This window comes from Streptomyces sp. NPDC059248, from assembly GCF_042753905.1.
Taxonomy (GTDB): domain Bacteria; phylum Actinomycetota; class Actinomycetes; order Streptomycetales; family Streptomycetaceae; genus Streptomyces.
Window position 1 is genome coordinate 26,779 of sequence record NZ_JBHYZV010000017.1, and the last position, 21,545, is coordinate 48,323.

Below are 21,545 nucleotides of genomic sequence, written 5' to 3' on the forward strand. Positions count from 1 at the left end.
AGGAATCAGACGCGTTCCGTGAAGACCCTCACGCCGGAGTGCGCCGGTACTGCATAGTGTCCGCCATGCTGCTCAGGGCGAAGGGCCGTCACCGTGCGGGGGACGGCATATGGCTGACCGACGAAACCCCGCTGTCCCCGTTGTCGCGGATGGGACGGAGCCTCCTCGGTACGGGGGTGGCGCTCACCCTCACCGCGGGCGTGGTGAGCACCGTGCTGCTCGCCGTGGACGAGGGGGACGGGACCCGCGACCGGGACCGGATCGCGGGCTCGACCGATCTCGATCTGAGCGACACGGGAGACCCGGGTGACCCGGGCGCCACCCCGGCGCCCCCGGCCCCGTCGCCCGCCCCGGAGACGTCCCCGCGCCCCTCGGACCCCCCGCGCACCGCCCCGGCGACCCGCCCGGCCGCGGTCCCCGCCGCGGGGCGCACGGATACGGTCCGTACGCCCCGGGACTCCCGCCCGGCGGCGGACGCCCCGTCGGCTCAGGGCCCGCCGCGCGCCGAACGCCCCACGAAGCCGCGCCCCCCCGCCGAACGCCCCTGGGAGCTGCCGCCCGGTACCGACGGCAAGCCCGGCTGGGGCGACGGCCGGTGGCAGTGGGACGGCGACCGCGACCGCGACGGCGACAGTGACGGTGACGACGAACGCGACGACGAGGACCGGGACGACTGACCCGGCCGCCGCGGCCGTCCCACGACGCTCACCGCCAGCCCCTGAGGGTGATCCCGGGCCCCTGGTTCAGATGCCGGTGCAGGGCGCTGGCGGTGGTCGGTACGAAGTCGTCGGGCAGCGCGTCGGTCTCCGTCCAGCGGACCTCGGCATGCTTGTGGGGCTCCCGGTTGCGGGGTTCACCGGACCACTCGGTGGTCGTGAAGACGACCGTCAGATAGCCGTTGGGCGCGTGGACGCCGTAGGCGCCGTGGATGATGTGGGCCACGGTCAGGGACTCGGGCCGTACGGTGAGCCCGGCCTCCTCGTACAGTTCGCGTACGGCGGTCTCCGTGATGGGCTCCCCCGGTTCGCTCTTGCCGCTCGGCAGATCCCACTTCCCGGGGGCGAACGCGGCGTCCCGGCCGCGCTGGAGGAGGACGATCCGGTTGGTGGCCTGGTCGTGGACGATGACGGCGGCGACCAGCACGGTCATGGACGCGCTGGCGGGTGCGAGTGTTTGGGGCTGGTCGTCGGTCTTCGGCTGAGCCACGTTGCCTCTTCCCTTCGTCGGCGGTACGCCCCGGGCGGCGGCGCATCCCGCCGCCCGGACCGTTCTGCGATGCTCCTCTGCCGAGATTTCCCTCCACCGGGCCTCACCCATGCGCGACTCGGGCGTTACGTCAGGGACTCCTGGGCGCCGAGGGCGTCGACGATGTGCCCGGGACAGGCGGGCGAGCCGGGCCGTACCTCGACAGGAGCGGTGGTGAGGCGCCCGCAGCGGCAGCACACGGCGGTGACGGGCTCGGGTGGCGCGTTCAGCAGCCCCTCGACGGTCACCGGATCCACGTCCACGCCGGTCCCGGCCGTGCGGCCCGCACGGCGACCGGCCGCTCGAAGCGGACCCCGTTCGGGGCGACGATCAGCCCGCGGCGCGGCGGGTACGAGTCCGTGGCGTGGACGGCGCCCCGCCGCCGCAGGATCTCCCGCGCCTCGTCCCGGCCGGGACTGCTCCAGGGCCGGGTCCACGGATCGACGGGCGTCGGGCGGGTCACCACTATCACGGTGTGACGGCGACGCCGTTCGAACACGGCCCGCGGACAGGCGATGAGGTCGGCGATGAGGTCACGCATACGGCTGATCGGCTCCTTGCGTCGGCTGGTCGGTCGAGCCCCGTGGGACCGTTGCGGCCGCTTCCCCGGGGCGCCTTGTCCTGTGTACGCGGTCCCGGCCCCGCGCCGGGGGATGTCGTACGGGGCCGGAACCGCTCCCCGGACCCGTGGCCTGGGGCCACCGGGCCCGGGAGCCTCTCACCGCCCCCCGGCCCGCCGGGGAAGCCTCCTGGGCCGCGGACACTCCGGGTGCGCGTACAACGACGGCCGCGACCCGGAGGCGGAGAACCCGAGCATGACGAGGTTCCGCTCGACGCGTTCGACGAGGCGGTTGCAGTAGATGCACCACTCGGGCGGAGTGGCGGGCATCGCAGGAGGTTCAGTGGTCACGGTCGGCCTCCGCAGGGGAGCCGTCGGCCGTCGCGGTGTCGCACTCGACGGAGACGACGAAGGCTAAGGCGTCGGTGAGCCACTCCCGGTGGGGTGCCGGCACGGCCGCGCACGCGTTCGTGACGACACCGTCCGCCTGAGCCGTTTCGATCAGCTTTCTGACCTCGGCCCAGGAGGAAACCTCCGCGACGACACGCCAGTCCCGAGCTTCGGCGTGACGGCGCAGAACTTCCACTGTCGCATCCCCGGCCCGGGGAGCATCGCGGACGAGGAGCACGACGGTGGCACGATCGACTCCGTTTCGGGAGGGATGGACACCGGCGGCGGCGTCGGCCAGGCGGGCGCGCCGGGCTCGTTGCAGTCCAGTACGGGGCATGAGTAAGACGATCCCGGTACTCACCGCGACTGTGAAGAAACGCACCGTGCGGATCCGGCGACTGCCCGGGCCTTCGGTGCGGTGCGCTGTACGACGGTTACACCGCTCAACAGCGGTGACTCGTACGCCCCGTACGAGTCATACGGCCGCGCGGGTCGTCGAGGGTATGGCGTCGACTCCGTCCGACACTTGCGCGATCAGCTTCTGAACCCGCCGGAGTCTGGAGGTCGACTCCCGGCCGATCTTGTCCACGATGACCGACGGCAGCGCCTGATGCCGCGACCACTCGGGAGCGGCGATCAGCACCTCTTCCAATGTGTCCAAGCAGGCGTCCCACAGTTTGGCGTCGGCCTGTGCCATGGCCTTGTCGACGGCGTATCTGTTCCTGGCCGCTTCGGAAAGGGCCTGCGTCTGCTTCGGTTTGATGTCGGCGATCAGGCCGAGGGCCTTGCCGGGAAGCCTCAGGGCCGCGTAGATGCCGACGGCCTGGGCGGTCGCCGTCACCGGTCCGAAGACCGCTCCCCGGGCCTTGGCTTCCCGCCCCATCCGGGCCCCTACGGCATGGGACTGACTGAGATAGTCCTCGGTCAGATCTTTGTTGCCCAGGCGGGACGCGACGACCGCCGCAAAGTTGATGTGACAGCCGTACACCGCCAACTCTTCCGTGGTGGCCCGGGAGAAGCGGGGCTCGATGTCGACGGCCGCCTTCTCGGCGAGCGCGAGGGCGTCCTCCGTCCGGGCGTCCCGCAGATAGACCCATGCCCGGCCCGACCCGACCAGGGCGCTGCTGAGGCCGTCCGCCGCTTGCGATGCCGCGTGCCGCGCATGACCGATGGCGGCGTATGCCAGGTCCCTCGCACCCATGAGATTCGCGACGTACGCGGCCAGTCGGTACGTGTCCGACAGCACACCCCATGCCTCGGCCCGCTCCCCGTCGGGCTGCTCACGGAGCCGGGCCCCCGCCTCGGTGATCAGCGGTCCGGTCAGGGCGCCGACCTCCAGGTACCGCCCCTGCCAGTACAACTCCCAGCAGCGTTGGACATGCTGGGACAGCGTTTCCAGGGTGGGCGCGGTCACGGTCCCGGGGAGGATGCCTGCCGACGTGTCGTGGACGGCCCGCGCCATATCCCTCATGATGGCGCGGTCGTCCCGTTCCAGCGTCCGGCGCGGGGCTTGCTGGCCGAGGAGGACGGAAGTGTCCGCTCCCAGGGCGTCGGCGACGAGCAGGAGGGTCTGCAAGGTCAGCCGTTTGTCCTGCTCGGCCTGTTGGATTGTGGGAAGGGACAGTCCTGTCATCTCGGCCAGGTCGGACTGGCGGATGTCCTTGCCTCGGAGGATCTTGATGCGTTGACCTGTGGAGTAGTCGCTCCAGCGTGCCATGCCGGGTCTCCGTTCCTAGCGTCCCTTGGGAACTGTACTGGCGGGGCGGTCCAGTTGCTTCCCCGTGCGCGGCCTTCAGGCCCCTCAGGAATCGCCATGCCGGGCCCGGGACTCGTTGATCTCCGCCTCGTGCCGTATCGCCCAGTCCGCCAGTGCCGACAGCGGTTCGAGCAGGGTCCGCCCCAGGGGAGTCAGGCTGTACTCGACGCCCGGCGGCACCGTCGGGCGGACCTCGCGCCGCACCAGCCCGTCGGTCTCCAGGCCGCGCAGTGTGCGGGTGAGCATGCGCTGGCTGATGCCGTCGACGGCGCGGTGCAACTCGTTGTACCGGTACGGGCGGGCCCCGAGCAGGATCACCAGCAGCATGCTCCATTTGTCGCCCACCCGCCGGAACACGTCACCGACCGGGCACGCGGCCAGTTCGCCGGCCGGGACCGGGTGCGGCAACTCATGGGCGAGTACCGAGGGCACACGGGTGTTCGCAGCGGACATGAAACTGCCTTCTTTCAGCCTGCGGCGGCTCGGCACACGATGGATCCGTACCTGCCGAGCCTATGGAGGACGCCGTGCCCAGCCAATCATCGAAAACCGTGATCATCAGCGGCGGGACCGACGGTATGGGCCGTGCGACCGCCCTCCGGCGGCTGGCGAGAGGCGACCGTGTCATGGTCATCGGCAGCAGCGGGACCAAGGGCCGGGCGCTGCTCGAAGAGGCCGACGATCCGAAACTGACGTTCGTACGGGCGGACCTCTCCTCCATCGCCGAGACCGAGCGGGTGATCGCCCGTATCGGGGAGCAGTACGACGCCGTCGACGCGCTCGGCCTGTTCGCCAACCGGATCAGCACCGAACGCCGGGAGACCGCGGAAGGACTGGAGTACACCTTCGCCCTCTACTACCTCAGCCGCTATCTGCTCAGCCACCGCCTGCGCCCGCTCCTCGACGCGGGCCGCGACCCGGTGATCATCAATGTGGCCGGGGTCGGCAACACCGCGGGCGCGGTCCAGTGGGACGACCCCCAGCTCACCAGGCGCTACGGCCAGGTGCGCGCCCAGCTCCACGCGGGCCGGGCGAACGACCTGCTGGGCGTCGCGTTCGCCGCCCAAGCGGACAGCAAGGCGCGTTACATCCTCTACCACCCGGGCTTCACCCGCAGCGGCGCGGACGGTCACCCGAATCCCGTGGCCCGGGGTGCGATCAAGGCACTCGGGAGGCTCTTCGCCCGCCCGGTACCCGAAGCGGTCCGCCCGATCGTCGAATGGATCGACCACCCTCCGAAGGACGCGCTCAGCGCGATCGACCGGGGCAAACCGGTCGCGAAGTCCCTGAGGACCCTCGACCCCACCGCCGCCGTCCGCCTGGCGGCCTACACGGAGGATCTGATCCGCGGGGTCTGAAAACCCCGGCCGGGTGACGTCACGCCCGATGTGATCGCCGACCCCGAGAGGTCTCGGCCAACGCCCTGACCAGGACCAGCACGCTCAGGCCGAACATCAGCAGGCCCAGCGGGATATGGAGCCACGCCACATAGGTGATGCCCGCCGCCACCTGTGCCGAGGCGAGGAGGAGGAAACCGGAGGCGTACAGGACGGGGCGGAGGGAGCCGCGCGAGCGGCGCCAGGTGAGGGTGGCGGCGAGGACGTACAGCATTGACGCGCCGTACATCACGCGCGATCCGATGTCGTGCAGGACATAGCCGTGCGAGGTGAACAGGAGCATTCCGGCGGTGGTGGCCTGGAAGAAGAGGGCCAGGGTCTGGAGGGCGATCGCGAGCTGCGGGAAGGTGAAGGCGCGGGGGCCGGGTGTCGTGTCGGTGGTCATCACGGGGTCTCCTCTTCTGCCTCGCGGCAGCGGCTCGGTAGGGTCTCGTCACTTCGACGACGTACCGCCGTGGAATGTCAGGCCCGACCGGAGCAGGGAGCCGCGACCATGAGTGTGAACACGGTCGACGGCGAGCGGCGGCGGCTGATCGATATCGCCTATCGGCTGCTGGGGTCGCTGGCCGAGGCCGAGGACGCCGTGCAGGAGGCCTACGCCCGCTGGTACGCGCTGTCGCGGGAGCGGCGGGAGGCCGTCGAGTCGCCCGGGGCCTGGCTGACGACCGTGGTGGGCCGGGTCTGTCTGGATCTGCTGGGGTCGGCGCGGGCGCGGCGTGAGCGGTATGTCGGCGCGTGGCTGCCCGAGCCGCTGCCGGAGCCGGTGCCCGGGCGCGGCGGGGAGTGGGCCGACCCCGCCGATCGCGTCACCCTGGACGAGTCGGTGAACATGGCCTTCCTCGTCGTCCTGGAGTCGATGACCCCGGCCGAGCGGGTGGCGTTCGTCCTGCACGACGTCTTCCGGTACCCCTTCGCCGAGGTCGCCGCGATGGTCGGGCGGACCCCGGGGGCCTGTCGGCAGCTGGCGTACTCGGCGCGGCGGAGGATCGGTGCCGCGCGGGTGCCGGTGGGCGTGGACGCCGGGCAGGCCGGTGTGGTGCGGGAGTTCAAGGAGGCGTGGGAGGCCGGGGACATCGAGGCCCTCGTCGGGCTCCTCGACCCCGGTGCCACGATGATCGCCGACGGCGGGGGGCTGGCCGGCGCCGTACTCCGGCCCCTCGACGGCGGTGAGCGGATCGCCGCGTATCTGATCGGTCTCGCCGGGAGGGCCCTGGGCCCGACGCTGCTGGAGCGGACGGTCAACGGGCGGCCGGGGCTGGTCGCCCGGCATGCCGGGGTCACCGTGACCGTCGCGGCGTTCGGGCTGGACGCCGGCCGCGTCACCCATATCTGGGCGGTCCGCAACCCGGAGAAGCTTCGTCCGTGGAACGGACAGAGCTGACCCGTCCGACTACATTCGAAGCATCCTTCCCGGGGAGGCGCGATGCCGCAGATCGAACTGTCGGCCGGAACGATCGACTATCAGGACACCGGCGGTGACGGGCCGGTACTGGTCTTCAGCCACGGCTTTCCGATGAACGAGACACAGTGGCGCAAAGTGGTGCCGCTGCTGAGCGGCTACCGCTGCGTCCTGCCCACACTGCCCCTCGGCGGACACCGCCGGCCCATGGCCCCGGACGCCGATCTGACCCATCGTGGTGTCGCCCGGCTGCTGGGCGAGTTCATCGAGCGGCTCGGCCTCGACGATGTGACCCTCGTCCTCAACGACTGGGGCGGCGCCCAGTTCCTGGTGTCGGAGCGGGAGGGCGAGCGGGTCGGGCGGCTGGTGCTGGTGGCCTGCGAGGCGTTCGACAACTTCCCGCCCGCGCCCGCCAGGCCGCTGGTCGCGCTCTGCAAGGTGCCGGGTGGCGTCCGGCTGATCACCCGCCTCATGCGGATCCCGGCGTTCCGGAACATGAAGGGCGGGTTCGGTGGGATGAGCCTGCGCGGACTCCCGGCCGACATCGTGCTCGACTGGTTCGCACCGGCGGCCCGCAGCCGGGCCGTTCGCCGGGACTTCGCCAAGTTCGCCACCTGCGCGCCCGACCGGGAGACGCTGCTGGCCTGGAGCGAGCGGCTGCGCGAATTCGACCGGCCCGTACTGGTCGTCTGGGCGACCGGGGACCGGCTGATGCCGCGTGAGCACGGGCCCCGGCTGGCCGAGCTGTATCCGCGGGGGCGGCTGGTCGAGATCGAGGACTCGTCGACCCTCGTACCCGAGGACCAGCCCGAGCGGCTCGCCGAAGTGCTCGTCGACTTCCTGACGGAGGACACAAAGGGGTAGGGAGCGTGCCGTTCGCGGGACGGGCGGTCGTCGCCGCGAACGGGCACGTGCCTTCCCGGAGTTCTCAGCTCCTCGGGTTCAGCAGGTACTTGTCCATCGCGCCCTTCGGGTCGCCCGGAAGGCCCGTGGTGTAGAGCCAGTGGCCCACCATGTCGACGATTCGGAGCTCGGCCCGCGGGAAGCTCTCGGCCATCTTCCGGGCGCCCGGGAGGGGCGTGGCCAGGTCGAGGGTCGCGTTGACCACCAGGACCGGCGGGAGCTTGCCCGGGGACTGGGCCGGGTTGGGCTTCGGGGGCAGCGGGGAGCCCTGGCAGGCCAGCACGAAGTGCAGGGACTGGGCCTCGTAGCGGACGTACGGCGCCGCCTTCGCGACCCGGGCGCGGATCGCCTCGTACTCCGCGTAGTCCTTGATCCGGTAGTCCTTGTCGCGGCAGAGGACGAGGCGGAGCGCCGTCTCATGGGCGCCGCCGTCGATCCAGTGGATCTCGCCCTTGCCGGAGTGCAGGGCGGCCAGCTCCCGCGCGACATTCTCCGGTTCGCCGCCGAGGACCTGGCTCAGGAAGTCGGAGAGCCGGTCGGGGGTGATCTTCTTGTTCGTGGGGCCGTTCGGGCCGGGTTCGCGGAGCGTGCCCGCGTCGGCGCGGGCGAACAGCTCCTCCGCCACGGTGGTGACCTTCTTGTTCTTCACCGCGCAGGTCGCCGCGTTCGTCGCGCACCAGGACGACACCCGCTTGAGGGTGTTGTCGAGAGTGACGGCGCCGTCCGTGAGATACCGCTCGGCGCCCTCGTGCGCCGGGTCCAGCGCGCTGTCGAGGGCCAGGGCGCGCAGCCTGTCCGGGAAGAGCCGGGCGTACCGCTCGCCGATCAGCGTGCCGTACGAGTGCCCGATGAAGCTGATCCTGTTCTCGCCGAGCGCCGCGCGGATCGCGTCCATGTCGCGGGCCGTGCTCTCGGCGTCCATATGGGCCGCCAGCGGACCCGTCTTCCGGAGGCAGTCCGTGGTGAACTTCGCGTTGGCGGCGCGCAGCCGCTCGAACGCCGCCGCGCCGCCCGGCCGGGCCGGCGCCTGCGCCAGGGGCGTCTCGTCGCACTCCACGCCCCGGCTGCGGGCGACACCGCGCGGGTCGAAGCCGACGACGTCGAAGCGGGCAAGCACTTCGGGGGGATAGCCCTGGTACGGATCGTCCGGGGCGTACGCGTCGTCGGCGCCCGGCGTCCCGGGGCCGCCCGGGTTCGACATCAGGACGCCGATGCGCCGCGACGGGTCCGTGGCCTTGTGCCGGGCGACGAAGAGGCCGGTCTTCTTGCCCTTCGGCTTCGACCAGTCGGCCGGGACCTCGATCGTCGCGCACTCGGAAGCCGGGTTCGGGTACGGCCAGTCGACACGGGGGCACGGCCCCCACTGGACGCGCTGGACGCGCTGGGGCGTCGTGGTGTTCGCGGCGGTCGCGGCGTTCGAACCGGTCGTGCCGTTCGCGCCGTTCGAGCCGGGGGCGGCGGACGCCACGGCGGCGGGTGACGCGAGCGCGGCGGACGCGGAGAGCGCCAGGAGGACGGAGACTCCCCGCCGCCTGCGGGATGGGTGCGTGGTCATGCGGGTCACTGTCGCGGGCACGGATGGTGACGCCGCTACGGACGGATGGCGGGAACGTAACGAGCGGGACCGGCGTCAACCCGGGTGATGGGGTGCCGCCCGGTATCTTCTGATGATCATGAATAGTACGGGGGAAGGTGGGACGGGATGAGTCCGTTGGGCGGCACATCCGCCGTAACAGGACGGGCCGGGGCCGTGGTGCTCGCCTTGGTCCTGGTCTCCGTGCTGGCGGTGTCGGCGAAGGACCGGATCCTGCATGCCGTCGACGGGCCGTTCCTGAACATCGTCGACGACTGCGAGGGCACGGACGCGCTGGTCCGGGCGATCGACGCGCTGCCGGTCTTCGCGGCCGCGCCGCCCGGGACCCGGCCCGTGAAGGGGTACGAGTCCCCCGGCGGGGGCGCGGGCTGTCTGGACGACAGCGGGGACGAGCTGGTGCACGGCGAAGGCGTCTACGAGGTGGTCGGGGAGAAGCAGGCCGTCGCCGACCAGCTGCGGGCCGCCGCCGAGCGGGACGGCTGGGAGGAGGGCCCGGCGACCGGTGGTTCGGCGGAGGAGCGCGACCCGTCCGATCTGTGCTTCGAGAAGCGGCTCGCCGAGGGGCCCGCGGTGATGGAGGTCTGGTTCACCCCCGAGCGGCGGACCGTGCAGATCTCGGTCGTATCGCTGCTGGACGGGACCGCGACCGCCTGCTGACGGCCCGGCCCCGGCCAGGCATCCCGTCCGTCGGCTCTGTGCGTCGTCCCCGGCCCGGTACCCCGTACGTCAGCCCCGTTCCGCCAGGTCGTTCGCCACCCGCTCAAGGCCCAGCGCGTTCGCGCCCTTCACCAGGACCACGTCACCCGGACGGAGTTCGGCGTGGATACGGGCGGTCAGGGACTCGCGCCCGTGTTCCCGGGTGTGTACCGCGTCGAGGCCCGCGAGGCGGATCGCGTTCACCATCCTGGCCGCGAGTTCGCCGCCGACGCCGATCGTGCGGTGGACGCCCGTCGAGACGACCTTCCCGGCGACCGTGTCGTGCCAGCCGGGGGCGTCCGCGCCGAGTTCGGCCATCTCGCCGAGGACGGCGATCCGGCGGCGGTCGGGGCCCGCGATGTCGGTGAGGGCGTCGAGAGCGGCCAGTACGGCCTCCGGCGCCGCGTTGAAAGCGTCGTTGACGACGGTCACCTCGTCGGGGCGGTGGATCACCTGCATCCGGCCGCCGGAGGAGAGCCGGGCGCCGGGCAGCCCGGCCGCGACCGTGGCGAAGGGGACGCCGGCCGCGAGCGCCGTCGCCGCCGCGGCCAGCGCGTTGGTGACGTGGTGCCGCCCGTGGATGCCGCGCAGCACGATCTCCGCGTGATGGGTGCCGTACCGCAGGGTGAACGCGGGGTGCCCGTCCGCCCCGGCGCGTACGTCCTCGCCCCGTACCGCGCACTCCTCGCCGGTGCCGAACGTCAGGACCCGGGCGGAGGTCTCCCGGGCCATCGGCGCCACCAGCGGGTCGTCCCCGTTGAGTACCGCGACGCCGTCGCCTGGCAGGGCGCGGACGATCTCCGCCTTGGTGTCGGCGATGGCCTCCCGGCTGCCGAACTCGCCCACATGGGCGGAGCCGACGCCGAGTACGGTCGCCACCCGCGGGCGGACGACGTCGCACAGCTCGGCGATATGGCCCTTGCCGCGCGCGCCCATTTCGAGGACGAGGTAGCGGGTGTCCGGCTCGACGCGCGAGACGGTCACCGGGAAGCCGATCTCGTTGTTGAAGCTGCGGACGTTGGCCACGGTCGGGCCGTGGGCCGCGAGCACCGTCTCCAGGATGTCCTTGGTGGAGGTCTTCCCGGCGGAGCCGGTGATCCCGATGACCGTACCGGGGTAGCGGGCGGCGATCAGCCGGGCGATCCGGGCCATGGCGGCGCGGACGTCGCCGACGACGATCGCGGGCGCCTCAACGGGCCGTTCGGCGAGTACGGCGACCGCGCCGCCTTCGGTGACGGCCCGTACGGCGTAGTCGTGTCCGTCGGCGGACCGGCCGCGCAGACAGGCGAACAGGCCGTCGGGCGCGACGGCGCGGGTGTCGAACGACAGCGGGCCCGTCACCCGTACCGCGGTGTCGTCGATCCGGTGCGGGGTACCGCCGGTCGCGTCCGCGATCTCGGCCAGGGTCAGAGGGATCACAGCTCTCCTTGCACGTGCGACGGCCCCAGGACGATACCCCGACCGGCGGCGAACCGGTCGAAGTCGCCCCAGGACACGGGGTGGAACCGCTGGGAGTGTCCGGGAAGCCCGGACGGGTTGTGCAGGACGAGCCCGCGGGGTCCGGCGCCGACGGCCAGCACCAGATGGCCGCCGCGGACGGGCGGGTCGGCGCCCGGGCCGGGGACCGAGCGGATCGACGGGTGGACGGAGAGCATCACCAGACGGCCGGCGTGTACCTCGGCGGCGGCTTCGGCCGCGTCGATACGGGGCCGTACCCGGACGTCGAGCCGGAACGCGTCGGCCGCCCAGGCGGCGAAGGGCGCGTAGACCAGGCCCTCCACCCGGTCCCCGTCCCGGACGATGTACGCCCCCGCGTCCCGGGCCGTCGCGACCAGCGTCATCGCGGGCGGCACCGGGCGGCCCCAGAACCCGAGGGCCATCCGCAGACAGGCGATACCGCAGGCCCGGGGCGCCCAGAAGGCGTACTCCCCGGGATCGGCGGCGCCCGACGCCGCCCATGAAGGGTCGTCGGCCGATGCGCGGGCGCCGCTGAGGAACTCCGGTACGAGACCCGCCGACTCCCACTGCGCGTAGTAGGGGACCTGGTGGACGGTCATGGCGTCCGACACCGTCGTCGGAGCCGCCGTCGTGGTCACCGGATGTGCCGACGTCGTCGTCGGGACGGTGGTGGTCACCGGGCGCGCCGACGTCGTCGTCGGGCGGCCGGGGCCGTCGGTCGCAGTCGCGGTCGTAGTCGTAGTCGCAGTCGTGATCGCGGTCTCGGGAGTGGTCGAAGTGATGGTGGGGGTCGTGAGGGTGATGAGGGTCGTGGGCGTGGTCGAGGCCGAAGGGGGCATACGGGCAGTCTGCTACGCGCCGGGCTCCCCGGGACTCCGGCGGGCTTCGTGACCGCGTCGCGGCGCCGCACCGGCGCACGGATCGACGCGAACGGAGTACGGGAGGTCAGGCGATGGCCGCCGCCCCCGACCGCAGGGCCTTCTCCGTGGCGTCGTCCAGCGGGTAGAACAGCTCGACACCCAGCTCGGAGAGGGTGACGTCGGAGGGTGCCCCGAAGGTGGTCATCGTGCTGAAGAGGGCCAGTTCCCCGCGCGGTGTACGGATCCGCAGCGGCACCTCCACCGGGCTCGGGGTCCAGGGGCGGGGCGGGACGGCCGCCCAGTCCTCGTCCGTGGTGCCCTCGGGTTTCGGATAGCCGGAGATCTCGTCGTAGAGCGACTCCAGACGGGGGTCACCGGTCGAGGCGACCTGCCGTCGCAGGGCGCCGAGCGTCACTTCGCGTACCTCCTCCAGATTGATCAGCCGGGGCGCCAGACCGTTGGGGTGCAGGGTCAGCCGGAACACGTTCGGCCGCGGATGCATCAGCGTCGGCGATACGGCGTCGGTGAGCATGGACAGGGAGCGGTTGCCCGTGATGACGTTCCACACCCGGTCCACGACGACCGCCGGATACGGCTCATGGGCCGTCAGCAGCCGGTTGAGGGCGGCGCGTACGGACACCATGTCGGCGTCCTGAAGGCTGCTCTCGCGGTAAGCGGGCGCGTAGTCGGCGGTCAGCAGCAGCTGGTTCCGCTCCCGCAGGGGGATGTCCATCGCCTCGCACAGCCGCAGCAACAGGCCGCGGCTGGGCATCGCGCGGCCGGTCTCCACACACGACAGATGGCGCGCCGACGAGTCGGCGCGCAGGGCCAGGTCGAGTTGGCTGAGCCGGCGGCGGCGCCGCCAGTCCCGTAGCAGGGGTCCGATCCTTAATTGTGGCTTTGGCTCCATATCCGCAGGCTAATCGGGCGGCGGTCGCGGTGGCCATGACCCACGGGTCATTGAGTCCTTACCCACGTGATGGAACGGTGTGGCACCCTGCACCGGATGCCGAGGAGGCCACGATGACGACAGCGACCACCAACCCCGCACCGGCCGGAAAGACCACGGGGAGCACCGGGACCACCGGGGCCGCAGGGGCCACCGGGGTGTTCGGGGCGACCGGGTGGGCCGCCTTCCCCCTGTTCCGGATCGTGGTGCTCGCCGACGCGTGCAGTACCGCCGTCTTCGGGCTACTCCTGCTCGCCTCGGCGATCTGGCTCGACGAGCCCCTCGGTCTGCCGTCCGCCTGGTCGGTCCCCTTCGGCCTCGGCATGCTGGCGGGCGCCGCGACGCTCGCGGTGATCGGCCTCGTACCCCGGGTCACCCGGGCCCTCTCGGGTGTGACCTGGATCATCAACGGCTGCTGCGCGCTGGCCCTGTTGGCGCTGGTCGTGACGGGGATCATGCCCCTGACGACGGCCGGGACGGTGGTCATGCTGGTGGGCGTCGCGATCGTGGCGTCCTTCGCGTCGCTCCAGTTCGCGGGCCACCGGCTGGCGCGGAGCACGGCCTGAAGGATCGTGGGCGTACGACGGCGCCCCGGCCCGGGAACTCCCGGGCCGGGGCGCCGTCTGTCGTCCGTCGTCTGTCGTCCGGACCGGGCCTGCCACGGTCTACGGCACACCGTGGCGGATCAGGACCGCCACCGCGGCGGCTGCCACGGCCACCACCCACAGCAGCAGCAGGATCGGGGTCCGCACCTTCACGAAGGCCGCGTCCCACACGGACGCGTCCCCGGAGCGGACCGAGGAGCGCACCATCAGCGCGCGGCCCAGCGCGAAGGCCAGACCGCCCAGCGGGGTGGCCCACCACGGCCCCGCGAACAGGAGCACTGCGATCGCCGCGTACGGCAGATGCGACGGTACGAAGGTCCGCAGACCCGTGCCCATCTCGAAGCCGAACTGGAGCGCACCGCTGCCGTCCGTGCGGACGACGATGTCACTGGGCACCAGCCGGGCGTTCTGCGGCATGCGGAACGGCAGCAGACCCAGCTCGACACCGAGGAAGACCAGCACCGCGACCGCCAGGGCGACGGTCCGCACCAGATCGGGCGCGAAGGTCTGCACCAGCGCCGCGGGCAGCAGCAGGAGCAGCCCGGTGGCGAAGCCGCCGAAGAACAGGCCCCGGACGAAGTACTGCACATTTCTCGTTCCCCGCCAGACCGGCGAGGTCAGCAGACCCGCTGAGTTGTGGCTTCAAACGGAGCCCGAGAGGGAGTAGCCCGCCAGGACGGCCACCGCGCAGGCGGCGATCGCGGCGAGCACCCCGTGCGCGGCGGCGGGTGCCCAGAAGGCCCCGGCCGCGGCGACGGCCGTGAACAGCAGGCCGATCGCCCCGGCGGCGAGCGCGGAGGCTCCGGGGGTACTGGGGCGCCGGGAGACGGAGGTGAGCGTCAACGCCATACGTGTCCTTCACGTGTCCGGGGTCCGGGTCCGAGGTCCGGGGCCCATGAGACGTGGTTCGTGGGTCATGGTTCGTGATTCGTGGGTCCCACGGGTCGGCCGCCGCCGCCCGCCGCCCCGCGCGGCGGCGGGCGGCGGGCGGACGGAACCGGTCGTCAGCCGCTCTTGCAGCTCGTGGTGAAGCGGGTGCGCGAGCCTTCGAGCTTGATGTCCTCGAAGTAGCCGTCCCAGCAGTGCACGGTCCGGCCGTTGGCCATCCGCCAGTACCAGCCCGCGTAGCCGCCGCAGGCGGCCTCCCAGCCGTACTTGCGGGTCCAGTACTGGTGGGTCTCGGTGTCGGTGCGGTGGTAGCCGTCGGATGCGCAGTACGTCGAGCTGATGTACTGGCGGCCCCAACAGGGCGTATCGCCCGGGACGTCGACGCTCATGCAGTGATCCGGGTGGCGCGAGGTGCGGCTGAAGGCGTAGGCGGAGCCGCCGCCGACCCATCCGAGCCCGGTGACGGCCAGCGTCGCGGCGCCCGCGATGGTGGTCCGCAGGAACGTACGGCGCTGGAAGCCGCCGCTCTTCGCGGGACGCGGGGCCTCCGGGGTGGCGGAGGTCGAGCGGATGTCGCCCGACGTGGGCGTCACGGTCACTTCGGGGATGGACTGGAGGAAGGCATTGCTCATGATGCGACTCCCGTCGTGAGGGAAGAGGTGGTGGACGGCCGGCCGGAGCCGCCGGTGTACTCCTCGGTGAGGGCGGCGAGCGCCTCGGCGGAGCCCACGGGCTCCGCCGACAGCATCGCGCCGTCGGCGTCGAGGACCAGCAGGGCCGGCTGGTAGGCCAGCAGCAGCGGCGACGACAGCCCGGGGCCGGGCAGGACCTCCCCGGCGTCCGGGCCGTTCCAGCGGCCCGAGTTGTCGATGTCGATCAGCACCGTGCGATGCCCGGCGCCGGTCAGCGCGCGCCGTGCCCCGGCCCAGGCCGGGGCGACCTCCTCGCAGGTGGGGCAGGTCGAGGAGAGCACCAGGGCGAGGGTGCGGTGTCCGGCGTCCGGCGCGGCCAGGTCGGGCCACCGCTGGTCGCGGTCGTTCGGCGCGCCCGAGCCGGTGCCGCCCGCCTCAAGGGCGCGGATCTTGGTGACGAGTCCGGCGTAGCCGAGGACGAGGAAGACGATGGCGGTCCAGGCGAGGACGAGAAGGGCCCACAGCAGGCTCTGCACCCGTCACGCTCCCCAGCGGACGTCGAGGGACTTCAGCAGCTCCTCCTGGTCCGCGCCGGAGACGCCGATGTCCGCGGAGGCGTCGTCGTCGACCAGGCAGACGGCCTTGGGCCCGGCGTGCAGGTACTTGCGGCCCCGGGTCACCCCCGCGATGCCCATGGTCTTGACCCAGACCTGGCCCTTCTCCACGGCCTTGCCGGTGCTGTCCGGGACGAGCGCCGTGGCGTCCTCGGCCGGGTAGATGGTGACCGAGCCGCCCGAGGTGAACTTGACCCCGTACATGCTCCAGGTCTTGAGGTCACGGGTGCGGGGCGTGACGACGAGCCCGGCCTTGGTGTCGGAGAGCGTGAGCCGGTCGAGGACCTGCGTCACGGCGCCCGCGTCCACCTTGCTGCCCGAGAACTCCATGATCAGACAGTGGTGGGGGCCGGTCCAGATGCCCTGCCAGCCGCTGCCGTCGGCGTTGGTGAGGAGTTGGAGCGGACGGCCGTCGTAGGTGACCTGCTGGACGACCCGGGACTCGTGCAGGTCGATCAGACCCGCCGGGTAGCCTCGGTCGGTGATACTGATGCCGACGCCCAGGGACGGGCCGGTCAGGCGGAAGTGCCAGAACCAGTCCGCCTGCACGGAGCGGGCGCGGCAGGCGAAGGACACCCAGCGCCCGTTGGGCGCCAGTGCCTTCGCGGTCTGCAACGTGGCCTGCATGAGACCTCCAGGACTCGGGGTGGGTGTACGGGCCTGTTCCGGGCGGGCGGTCCCGCGAACCGACCACGGCACCGGCAAGGGCACGGCGGAGCCGTCGGCAGCCGGGAAGCCCGCCCGGAAGACACCGTAGAAGTCCCTTCTGTCCGGCTTCTTGCTGATCTCTGACCGACCGCTGCGCCGCCGCTTCGGGGGAGTTGTGGTGCGGATGTCGTGGCGCTGCGGTGCGGCTTGTGGGGAACTTCCGTGGCGCTGGGCCGGTTCTGGCCGCAGGATCGCCGGGTGCTCGCCGGGTGCTCGCCGACGGCGGACCGTCGGCTCACCCCTCGCTTACACCCCGCTCACACCCCTCTGACGTGCGCGTTTTCCATGTTTGCGTTCGTTGACAGAAGAGAGCCCGGCTTGGAAGATCTTGTCCGGAGGTGTCCGCCGGCCGGTGCCGGTCCCGGTCTTCAAAACCGGTGGACGTTGTCCCTTGCGCGTCAGCGGGTTCGACTCCCGTCCACCTCCGTCCCAGCCGTTCGTCCGCACACCGCCGCCTCCGCCCCGGGACCGCGTCAGGAGTGACATGAGGAAGACCGACGCCCCTGGGCGAATACCGTCGGTGCGGGAGATCATGGAGGACCCGCGGCTGCGGTCCGCGGTCGCCGCCCTCGGGGCGACGGAGGTCCGGGAGGCCGCCCGCGCGATCCAGCGGACCTTACGGAACGCGAACACCGCGGGCGTCGGGGTGGGTTCGGGCGCGGATACGGTCTTGGGCACGGTCTCGGACGCCGGTGCCAGTGCCGGTGCCGGTGTCACCGCGTGTGCCGTCTCCGAGGCGATCGCCGAAGCCGCCGCCCGGCTGCCGCCCGCTCCCACCCGCCACCGCAGGGTCGTCAATGCCACCGGGGTCCTGGTCCATACGAACCTGGGCCGGGCGCCGCTGTCCCGGGCCGCCGTCGACGCGGTCGCCCATCTCGCGGGCACCTCGGATCTCGAACTCGACCTCGGCACCAACCGGCGCGGACCGCGTGGCCGGGGCGCGCTCGACGCCCTGCGCGCCGCGGTTCCCGGCGCTGGGGACGTCCATGTCGTCAACAACAACGCCGCCGCGCTCGTCCTGGTCGCCACCGCCCTCGCGGCCGGCGGCCGCGAGATCGTCGTCAGCCGCGGCGAACTCGTGGAGATCGGCGACGGGTTCCGGCTGCCCGAACTGCTGGAGAGCACGGGAGCGCGTCTCCGGGAAGTTGGTACGACCAATCGAACGACGGTCGACGACTACGCCCGCGCCATCACCGACGACACCGCGTTCCTCCTCCAGGTCCACCCCTCCAACTTTCTGATGACCGGCTACGTCAGTACGCCGCCGATCGCCGGACTCGCCGCGCTCGGCCGCCCGGTCGTCGTCGACATCGGCTCGGGGCTGCTGGCCCCGAACCCCCTGCTCCCCGACGAGCCGGACGCCGCCACGGCCCTGGCCCGGGGCGCGGCCCTGATCACCGCGAGCGGCGACAAACTCCTCGGCGGCCCCCAGGCGGGGCTGCTGCTCGGCGACGCCGACCTGGTCGCCCGGCTGCGCCGGCACCCGCTCGCGCGCGCTCTGCGGACCGGGAAGCTGACCCTGGCCGCCCTGGAGGCCACCCTGCGCGGCCCCCGCCCGCCGGTCCCGGCCGCCCTGACCCGGCCCCTGCCCGAACTCGCCGCCCGCGCCGAATCCCTGGCCCGGCGGCTGCGGGCGGCCGGGGTCGACGCCACCGCCGAACCTTCGGAGTCGGTCGCGGGCGGCGGCGGCGCCCCCGGCGTCACCCTGCCGTCCGCGGCCCTCACCGTCCCGGCGGCCCTCGGCCCCCTGCTCCGTACCGGCGCCGTCCCCGTCCTGGCCCGGATCCACCAGGACCGCGCCCTGCTCGATCTGCGCTCGGTACCGGACGAGGACGACGAGACGGTGGCGTCGGCGGTGCTGGCGGCGTGGGCCGCGTACCGGGGCCGTACCGCCGGATCGTCGAGTAGCGGCCCGGGCCCCGCCGGGGAGTGCGCGGGCGAGGTACCTCCATCCGCCGCCGACCGCCGCCCTCGTGAGGCGTCCGGGGCCGCCCGATGATGGTCGTGGTGACCGCGGGGCACGTCGATCACGGCAAGTCGAGCCTGCTGCGCGCCCTGACCGGGATGGAACCGGACCGTACGGAGGAGGAACGGAGGCGGGGGCTCTCCATCGACCTCGGCTTCGTGTGGACCGATGTACCCGCCGGGCCCGGCCGCCCGCCCGTCGCCGACGAGCGGGTCGCGTTCGTCGACGTACCCGGACACGAACGCTTCGTCGGCACCATGCTCTCGGGCGCCGGGCCCGCGCCCGCCGTGCTGTTCGCCGTCGCCGCCGACGGCGGCTGGATGCCCCAGTCCCAGGAGCACGCCACCGCCCTCGACGCCCTCGGCGTACGCGAAGGCGTCCTCGTCGTCACCCGTACCGACCTGGCCGAACCCGGCCCCGCCCTCGCGCAGGCACGGGCCGCGCTCGCCGGGACCGGCCTCGACGGGATCCCGGCCGTCGCCGTCAGCGCCCGTACCGGCGACGGTACGGAACGGTTGCGCACCGCTATCGCCGAACTGCGGGACCGGCTGCCCGCGCCCGCCCCCCGGGCCCCCGTCCGCCTGTGGGTGGACCGCGCCTTCGCGCTCCCCGGCCACGGACTCGTCGCCACCGGCACCCTCCGCGAAGGCACCCTCGCCCGCGGCGACGTCCTCGAAACCGCCCCGGACCAGCCGAAGCTGACGGTCCGCGGACTCCAGGAGCTCGGCCGGGACGCCGACCGCTCCACCGGGCCCGCCCGGGTCGCCGTCAAATTACGGGGCGAGCCGCCGCGCGGCGGTCTTCGCGGTACGGCGCTCGGCGCCCCCGGGACGTACCGGCTCACCGACACCGCCGACGTCCGGCTCGCCGGAGCCGTTCTGCGCCGGATCCCCGACCGGCTGACCGTGCACATCGGCTCCGCCGCCGTACCGGCCGCCGTCCGCCGATTCGGCCGGGGTATCGCCCGGCTCGTCCTCGACCGGCCCCTGCCGCTGCGGATCGGCGACCGGGCCGTCGTCACCGAGCACCGCCGGGTCGTCGGCAGTGCGCTCGTCCTCGACCCCGTACCGCCGTACGTCGGACCGCGCCGCGCCGGCGGTCTGCGGGCCGACGTCCTCGCGGGCCACCCCGGCACCCCCGACCTCGGCTACGAGACCGCCGCCCGCGGGATCGTCCACGCCGACACCCTGCGCCGGGCGGGCGTGGACTGTACGGAAGCCGAACCCGTCGCGGGCGACTGGCTGGTGGCCGCCGCCGAACGGTCCCGTATCGCCGCCGCCGTCACCGAGGCCACCGCCGACGGGGAGCCCGCCGACGCGGGCGCCCTGACCCGGCTGCTCGGCCTGCCCGACCGGGCCCTGCTGAAACCCCTGCTGCCGAAGGGGCGGGTGGTGCGCGCCGGGCGGGTGGTGGCCGCCGACCGCGCCGACCCGCTCCCGGCGGCGGCCCGCCGGCTCGTGGAGTCGCTGGAATCCGGCCTCGGGAACGGGGAGTTCCGCGCGCCGACACCCGCCGAGCTGATCGCGCTCGGCGTCGGCCGGCGCGATCTGGCACTCGCCGTCCAGACCGGGCGGCTGGTCAGGCTCTCCGAGACGGTGCACGTCGCGGTGGGTGTACCCGAAGCCGCGGCCCGCGCCCTCGCGCCGCTGGCCGGGCGGCCGTTCACGGTCTCCGAGGCCCGGATCAGGTGGAACGTACCCCGCCGTATTGCCCTCCCTCTTATCGAGCACCTCGACCGCGCCGGAATCACCCGGCGCGGCACGGACGACCTGCGCACCCTGCGCCCCACAAGGGAGAAACGCACGTGAACGGCTTGAGGATGACCCAGTACGGGCGGGGCGGCGGCTGTGCCTGCAAGATCCCGCCCGGCGAACTGGAGACCTTACTCAGCGGACTGACCGACGCGGCGGGACCCGCCGGTTCCACCGGACCCACGACCCCGCCCGGCGCCACGCTCCCCGGCTCTCCGCCCACCGGCCCGACACCCTCCGTCGCCGCACCCTCCGCCACCGCCCCGCTCCTCGTCGGCCCCGAGCACGGCGACGACGCGGCCGTCGTCCTCGTCGGCCCGTCCCTCGCGGTCATCTCCACCGCCGACTTCTTCACCCCCGTCGTCGACGACCCGTACACCTGGGGCCGGATCGCCGCCACCAACGCGCTCTCCGACGTGTACGCGATGGGCGGTACGCCCGTCATGGCGATCAACCTCCTGGCCTGGCCGCGCGAGACGCTGCCGCTGGAGATCGCGCGCGAGGTGCTGCGCGGCGGCCTCGACGCGGCCCGCTCCGCGGGCTGCCCCGTCGCGGGCGGCCACAGCGTCGACGCCGCCGAGCCCCTGTACGGCATGTCGGTGACCGGCACCGCCGACCCCGAGCGGCTGATCACCGTGGACCGGGCCGAGCCCGGGACGCCCCTGACCCTGACCAAACCCCTGGGCGTCGGAGTCCTCAACACCCTGCACAAGAAGACCGGTGAGGTCTTCCCCGAGGCGGTGGAGGTGATGACGACCCTCAACCGGGACGCCTCCGCCGCGGCCGTCGCCGCCGGGGTCCGCGCCGGTACGGACGTCACCGGCTTCGGACTCCTCGGCCACGCGCACCGGATGGCCCGCGCCTCCGGGGTCACCGTCGCGATCGACACGGCGCGGGTACCGGTACTCGACGCGGCCCGGCGGGCGGCCGCCGCCGGCCACGTCAGCGGCGGCAGCCGCCGCAACCTCGCCTGGGTGGCGCCCCACGCCGACGTGGGCGCGGCGGACGAGGAGACGACACTGCTGCTGGCGGACGCACAGACCTCAGGCGGACTACTTCTGGCCGGAGAGCTGTCAGGTCATCCCGTCATCGGAGAAGTCCTCCCCTATGAGGGCAGCACCGTGCTGCTCCGCTGAAGCCGGACCCACGTGTCATCCGACCAACGACGAATCGGG

General features: G+C 72.9%; 26 protein-coding genes and 1 tRNA gene. 11 read left to right on the plus strand and 16 right to left on the minus strand.

Annotated elements, in window-relative coordinates; genetic code table 11:
- The first annotated feature begins 65 nt into the window (after nucleotides 1–65).
- Nucleotides 66–677, plus strand: a complete 612-nt coding sequence (locus ACFXG1_RS09805; RefSeq protein ID WP_384708967.1) for a hypothetical protein — start codon at nucleotides 66–68, stop codon at nucleotides 675–677.
- A 28-nt stretch (nucleotides 678–705) separates the two neighbouring features.
- Here the strand turns inward: ACFXG1_RS09805 and ACFXG1_RS09810 are convergent, their stop codons facing one another.
- The 6 genes from ACFXG1_RS09810 to ACFXG1_RS09835 all read right to left on the minus strand — a co-directional run bounded on the left by ACFXG1_RS09810 (nucleotide 706) and on the right by ACFXG1_RS09835 (nucleotide 4,403).
- Entirely contained in the window at nucleotides 706–1,206 is a 501-nt protein-coding gene (locus ACFXG1_RS09810; RefSeq protein ID WP_384708970.1) for an NUDIX domain-containing protein, read from the minus strand.
- Between the two features lie 125 nt (nucleotides 1,207–1,331).
- The gene (locus ACFXG1_RS09815) at nucleotides 1,332–1,502 is read right to left on the minus strand and encodes a hypothetical protein (protein ID WP_384708973.1); all 171 of its coding nucleotides are present in this window, start codon (nucleotides 1,500–1,502) and stop codon (nucleotides 1,332–1,334) included.
- Nucleotides 1,490–1,786, minus strand: a complete 297-nt coding sequence (locus ACFXG1_RS09820) for a hypothetical protein (protein ID WP_384708976.1) — start codon at nucleotides 1,784–1,786, stop codon at nucleotides 1,490–1,492. The genes ACFXG1_RS09815 and ACFXG1_RS09820 overlap by 13 nt, the downstream gene beginning before the upstream one ends.
- A gap of 358 nt (nucleotides 1,787–2,144) precedes the next feature.
- The gene (locus ACFXG1_RS09825) at nucleotides 2,145–2,531 is read right to left on the minus strand and encodes a hypothetical protein (RefSeq protein WP_384708982.1); all 387 of its coding nucleotides are present in this window, start codon (nucleotides 2,529–2,531) and stop codon (nucleotides 2,145–2,147) included.
- A 138-nt stretch (nucleotides 2,532–2,669) separates the two neighbouring features.
- Nucleotides 2,670–3,911 carry a helix-turn-helix domain-containing protein gene (locus ACFXG1_RS09830; protein ID WP_384708985.1) on the minus strand — a complete coding sequence of 414 codons (1,242 nt, stop codon included), beginning with the start codon at nucleotides 3,909–3,911 and terminating at the stop codon, nucleotides 2,670–2,672.
- A gap of 84 nt (nucleotides 3,912–3,995) precedes the next feature.
- Nucleotides 3,996–4,403 carry a winged helix-turn-helix transcriptional regulator gene (locus ACFXG1_RS09835; protein ID WP_384708988.1) on the minus strand — a complete coding sequence of 136 codons (408 nt, stop codon included), beginning with the start codon at nucleotides 4,401–4,403 and terminating at the stop codon, nucleotides 3,996–3,998.
- Nucleotides 4,404–4,477: 74 nt separating this feature from the next.
- Between ACFXG1_RS09835 and ACFXG1_RS09840 the strand changes: the two genes are divergently transcribed.
- Nucleotides 4,478–5,308 carry an SDR family NAD(P)-dependent oxidoreductase gene (locus ACFXG1_RS09840; protein WP_384708991.1) on the plus strand — a complete coding sequence of 277 codons (831 nt, stop codon included), beginning with the start codon at nucleotides 4,478–4,480 and terminating at the stop codon, nucleotides 5,306–5,308.
- Between the two features lie 19 nt (nucleotides 5,309–5,327).
- Here the strand turns inward: ACFXG1_RS09840 and ACFXG1_RS09845 are convergent, their stop codons facing one another.
- Nucleotides 5,328–5,732: a hypothetical protein gene (locus ACFXG1_RS09845; RefSeq protein WP_384708993.1), complete on the minus strand. Its 405-nt coding sequence runs from the start codon at nucleotides 5,730–5,732 to the stop codon at nucleotides 5,328–5,330.
- Nucleotides 5,733–5,840: 108 nt separating this feature from the next.
- Here ACFXG1_RS09845 and sigJ point away from each other — a divergent pair, with 108 nt between their 5' ends.
- Nucleotides 5,841–6,728 carry an RNA polymerase sigma factor SigJ gene (sigJ, locus tag ACFXG1_RS09850; RefSeq protein WP_384708996.1) on the plus strand — a complete coding sequence of 296 codons (888 nt, stop codon included), beginning with the start codon at nucleotides 5,841–5,843 and terminating at the stop codon, nucleotides 6,726–6,728.
- Nucleotides 6,729–6,770: 42 nt separating this feature from the next.
- Nucleotides 6,771–7,610: an alpha/beta fold hydrolase gene (locus tag ACFXG1_RS09855; RefSeq protein ID WP_384708999.1), complete on the plus strand. Its 840-nt coding sequence runs from the start codon at nucleotides 6,771–6,773 to the stop codon at nucleotides 7,608–7,610.
- 64 nt (nucleotides 7,611–7,674) lie between these two features.
- Here ACFXG1_RS09855 and ACFXG1_RS09860 read toward each other — a convergent pair whose 3' ends face one another.
- On the minus strand, nucleotides 7,675–9,204 hold the full coding sequence (locus ACFXG1_RS09860) for an alpha/beta hydrolase (RefSeq protein WP_384709002.1): 1,530 nt from the start codon (nucleotides 9,202–9,204) through the stop codon (nucleotides 7,675–7,677).
- 147 nt (nucleotides 9,205–9,351) lie between these two features.
- Here ACFXG1_RS09860 and ACFXG1_RS09865 point away from each other — a divergent pair, with 147 nt between their 5' ends.
- Complete coding sequence (locus tag ACFXG1_RS09865; protein ID WP_384709005.1) at nucleotides 9,352–9,900, plus strand: hypothetical protein; 549 nt, start codon at nucleotides 9,352–9,354, stop codon at nucleotides 9,898–9,900.
- Between the two features lie 69 nt (nucleotides 9,901–9,969).
- Here ACFXG1_RS09865 and murF read toward each other — a convergent pair whose 3' ends face one another.
- Together murF and ACFXG1_RS09875 are read right to left on the minus strand one after the other, a co-directional pair.
- Nucleotides 9,970–11,358: a UDP-N-acetylmuramoyl-tripeptide--D-alanyl-D-alanine ligase gene (gene murF / locus ACFXG1_RS09870; protein WP_384709008.1), complete on the minus strand. Its 1,389-nt coding sequence runs from the start codon at nucleotides 11,356–11,358 to the stop codon at nucleotides 9,970–9,972.
- Nucleotides 11,355–11,996 carry a C39 family peptidase gene (locus ACFXG1_RS09875; RefSeq protein ID WP_384741936.1) on the minus strand — a complete coding sequence of 214 codons (642 nt, stop codon included), beginning with the start codon at nucleotides 11,994–11,996 and terminating at the stop codon, nucleotides 11,355–11,357. Before ACFXG1_RS09875 ends, murF begins: the two co-directional genes overlap by 4 nt.
- Here ACFXG1_RS09875 and ACFXG1_RS09880 point away from each other — a divergent pair.
- A complete protein-coding gene (locus ACFXG1_RS09880) occupies nucleotides 11,995–12,288 on the plus strand; it encodes a hypothetical protein (RefSeq protein ID WP_384709014.1) in 294 nt (97 codons plus the stop codon). The genes ACFXG1_RS09875 and ACFXG1_RS09880 overlap by 2 nt on opposite strands.
- 54 nt (nucleotides 12,289–12,342) lie before the next feature.
- Here ACFXG1_RS09880 and ACFXG1_RS09885 read toward each other — a convergent pair whose 3' ends face one another.
- Entirely contained in the window at nucleotides 12,343–13,167 is an 825-nt protein-coding gene (locus ACFXG1_RS09885) for a helix-turn-helix domain-containing protein (protein WP_384741938.1), read from the minus strand.
- 113 nt (nucleotides 13,168–13,280) lie between these two features.
- Between ACFXG1_RS09885 and ACFXG1_RS09890 the strand changes: the two genes are divergently transcribed.
- Nucleotides 13,281–13,772: a hypothetical protein gene (locus ACFXG1_RS09890; RefSeq protein WP_384709020.1), complete on the plus strand. Its 492-nt coding sequence runs from the start codon at nucleotides 13,281–13,283 to the stop codon at nucleotides 13,770–13,772.
- Between the two features lie 99 nt (nucleotides 13,773–13,871).
- Here the strand turns inward: ACFXG1_RS09890 and ACFXG1_RS09895 are convergent, their stop codons facing one another.
- From ACFXG1_RS09895 to ACFXG1_RS09915, 5 genes are all read right to left on the minus strand, one after another.
- Nucleotides 13,872–14,399 carry a hypothetical protein gene (locus ACFXG1_RS09895; RefSeq protein WP_384722012.1) on the minus strand — a complete coding sequence of 176 codons (528 nt, stop codon included), beginning with the start codon at nucleotides 14,397–14,399 and terminating at the stop codon, nucleotides 13,872–13,874.
- Between the two features lie 54 nt (nucleotides 14,400–14,453).
- Nucleotides 14,454–14,660, minus strand: a complete 207-nt coding sequence (locus ACFXG1_RS09900) for a hypothetical protein (RefSeq protein ID WP_384722014.1) — start codon at nucleotides 14,658–14,660, stop codon at nucleotides 14,454–14,456.
- A 155-nt stretch (nucleotides 14,661–14,815) separates the two neighbouring features.
- Nucleotides 14,816–15,331: a hypothetical protein gene (locus tag ACFXG1_RS09905; protein ID WP_384722017.1), complete on the minus strand. Its 516-nt coding sequence runs from the start codon at nucleotides 15,329–15,331 to the stop codon at nucleotides 14,816–14,818.
- A complete protein-coding gene (locus ACFXG1_RS09910; RefSeq protein WP_384741941.1) occupies nucleotides 15,328–15,867 on the minus strand; it encodes a hypothetical protein in 540 nt (179 codons plus the stop codon). The genes ACFXG1_RS09905 and ACFXG1_RS09910 overlap by 4 nt, the downstream gene beginning before the upstream one ends.
- 3 nt (nucleotides 15,868–15,870) lie before the next feature.
- Complete coding sequence (locus tag ACFXG1_RS09915; protein ID WP_384722244.1) at nucleotides 15,871–16,572, minus strand: hypothetical protein; 702 nt, start codon at nucleotides 16,570–16,572, stop codon at nucleotides 15,871–15,873.
- Nucleotides 16,573–16,987: 415 nt separating this feature from the next.
- On the opposite strand from ACFXG1_RS09915, the gene ACFXG1_RS09920 reads away from it, so the two are divergent.
- The 4 genes from ACFXG1_RS09920 to selD all read left to right on the plus strand — a co-directional run bounded on the left by ACFXG1_RS09920 (nucleotide 16,988) and on the right by selD (nucleotide 21,506).
- Nucleotides 16,988–17,080: transfer RNA gene (locus ACFXG1_RS09920), tRNA-Sec, on the plus strand.
- A 57-nt stretch (nucleotides 17,081–17,137) separates the two neighbouring features.
- The gene (selA, locus tag ACFXG1_RS09925) at nucleotides 17,138–18,652 is read left to right on the plus strand and encodes an L-seryl-tRNA(Sec) selenium transferase (protein ID WP_384741943.1); all 1,515 of its coding nucleotides are present in this window, start codon (nucleotides 17,138–17,140) and stop codon (nucleotides 18,650–18,652) included.
- Nucleotides 18,652–20,427 (plus strand): SelB C-terminal domain-containing protein, encoded by a 1,776-nt coding sequence (locus tag ACFXG1_RS09930; RefSeq protein WP_384741985.1) that lies wholly within the window; start codon nucleotides 18,652–18,654, stop codon nucleotides 20,425–20,427. Before selA ends, ACFXG1_RS09930 begins: the two co-directional genes overlap by 1 nt.
- A gap of 11 nt (nucleotides 20,428–20,438) precedes the next feature.
- Nucleotides 20,439–21,506 (plus strand): selenide, water dikinase SelD, encoded by a 1,068-nt coding sequence (gene selD, locus ACFXG1_RS09935; protein ID WP_384741986.1) that lies wholly within the window; start codon nucleotides 20,439–20,441, stop codon nucleotides 21,504–21,506.
- Nucleotides 21,507–21,545 lie beyond the last annotated feature (39 nt).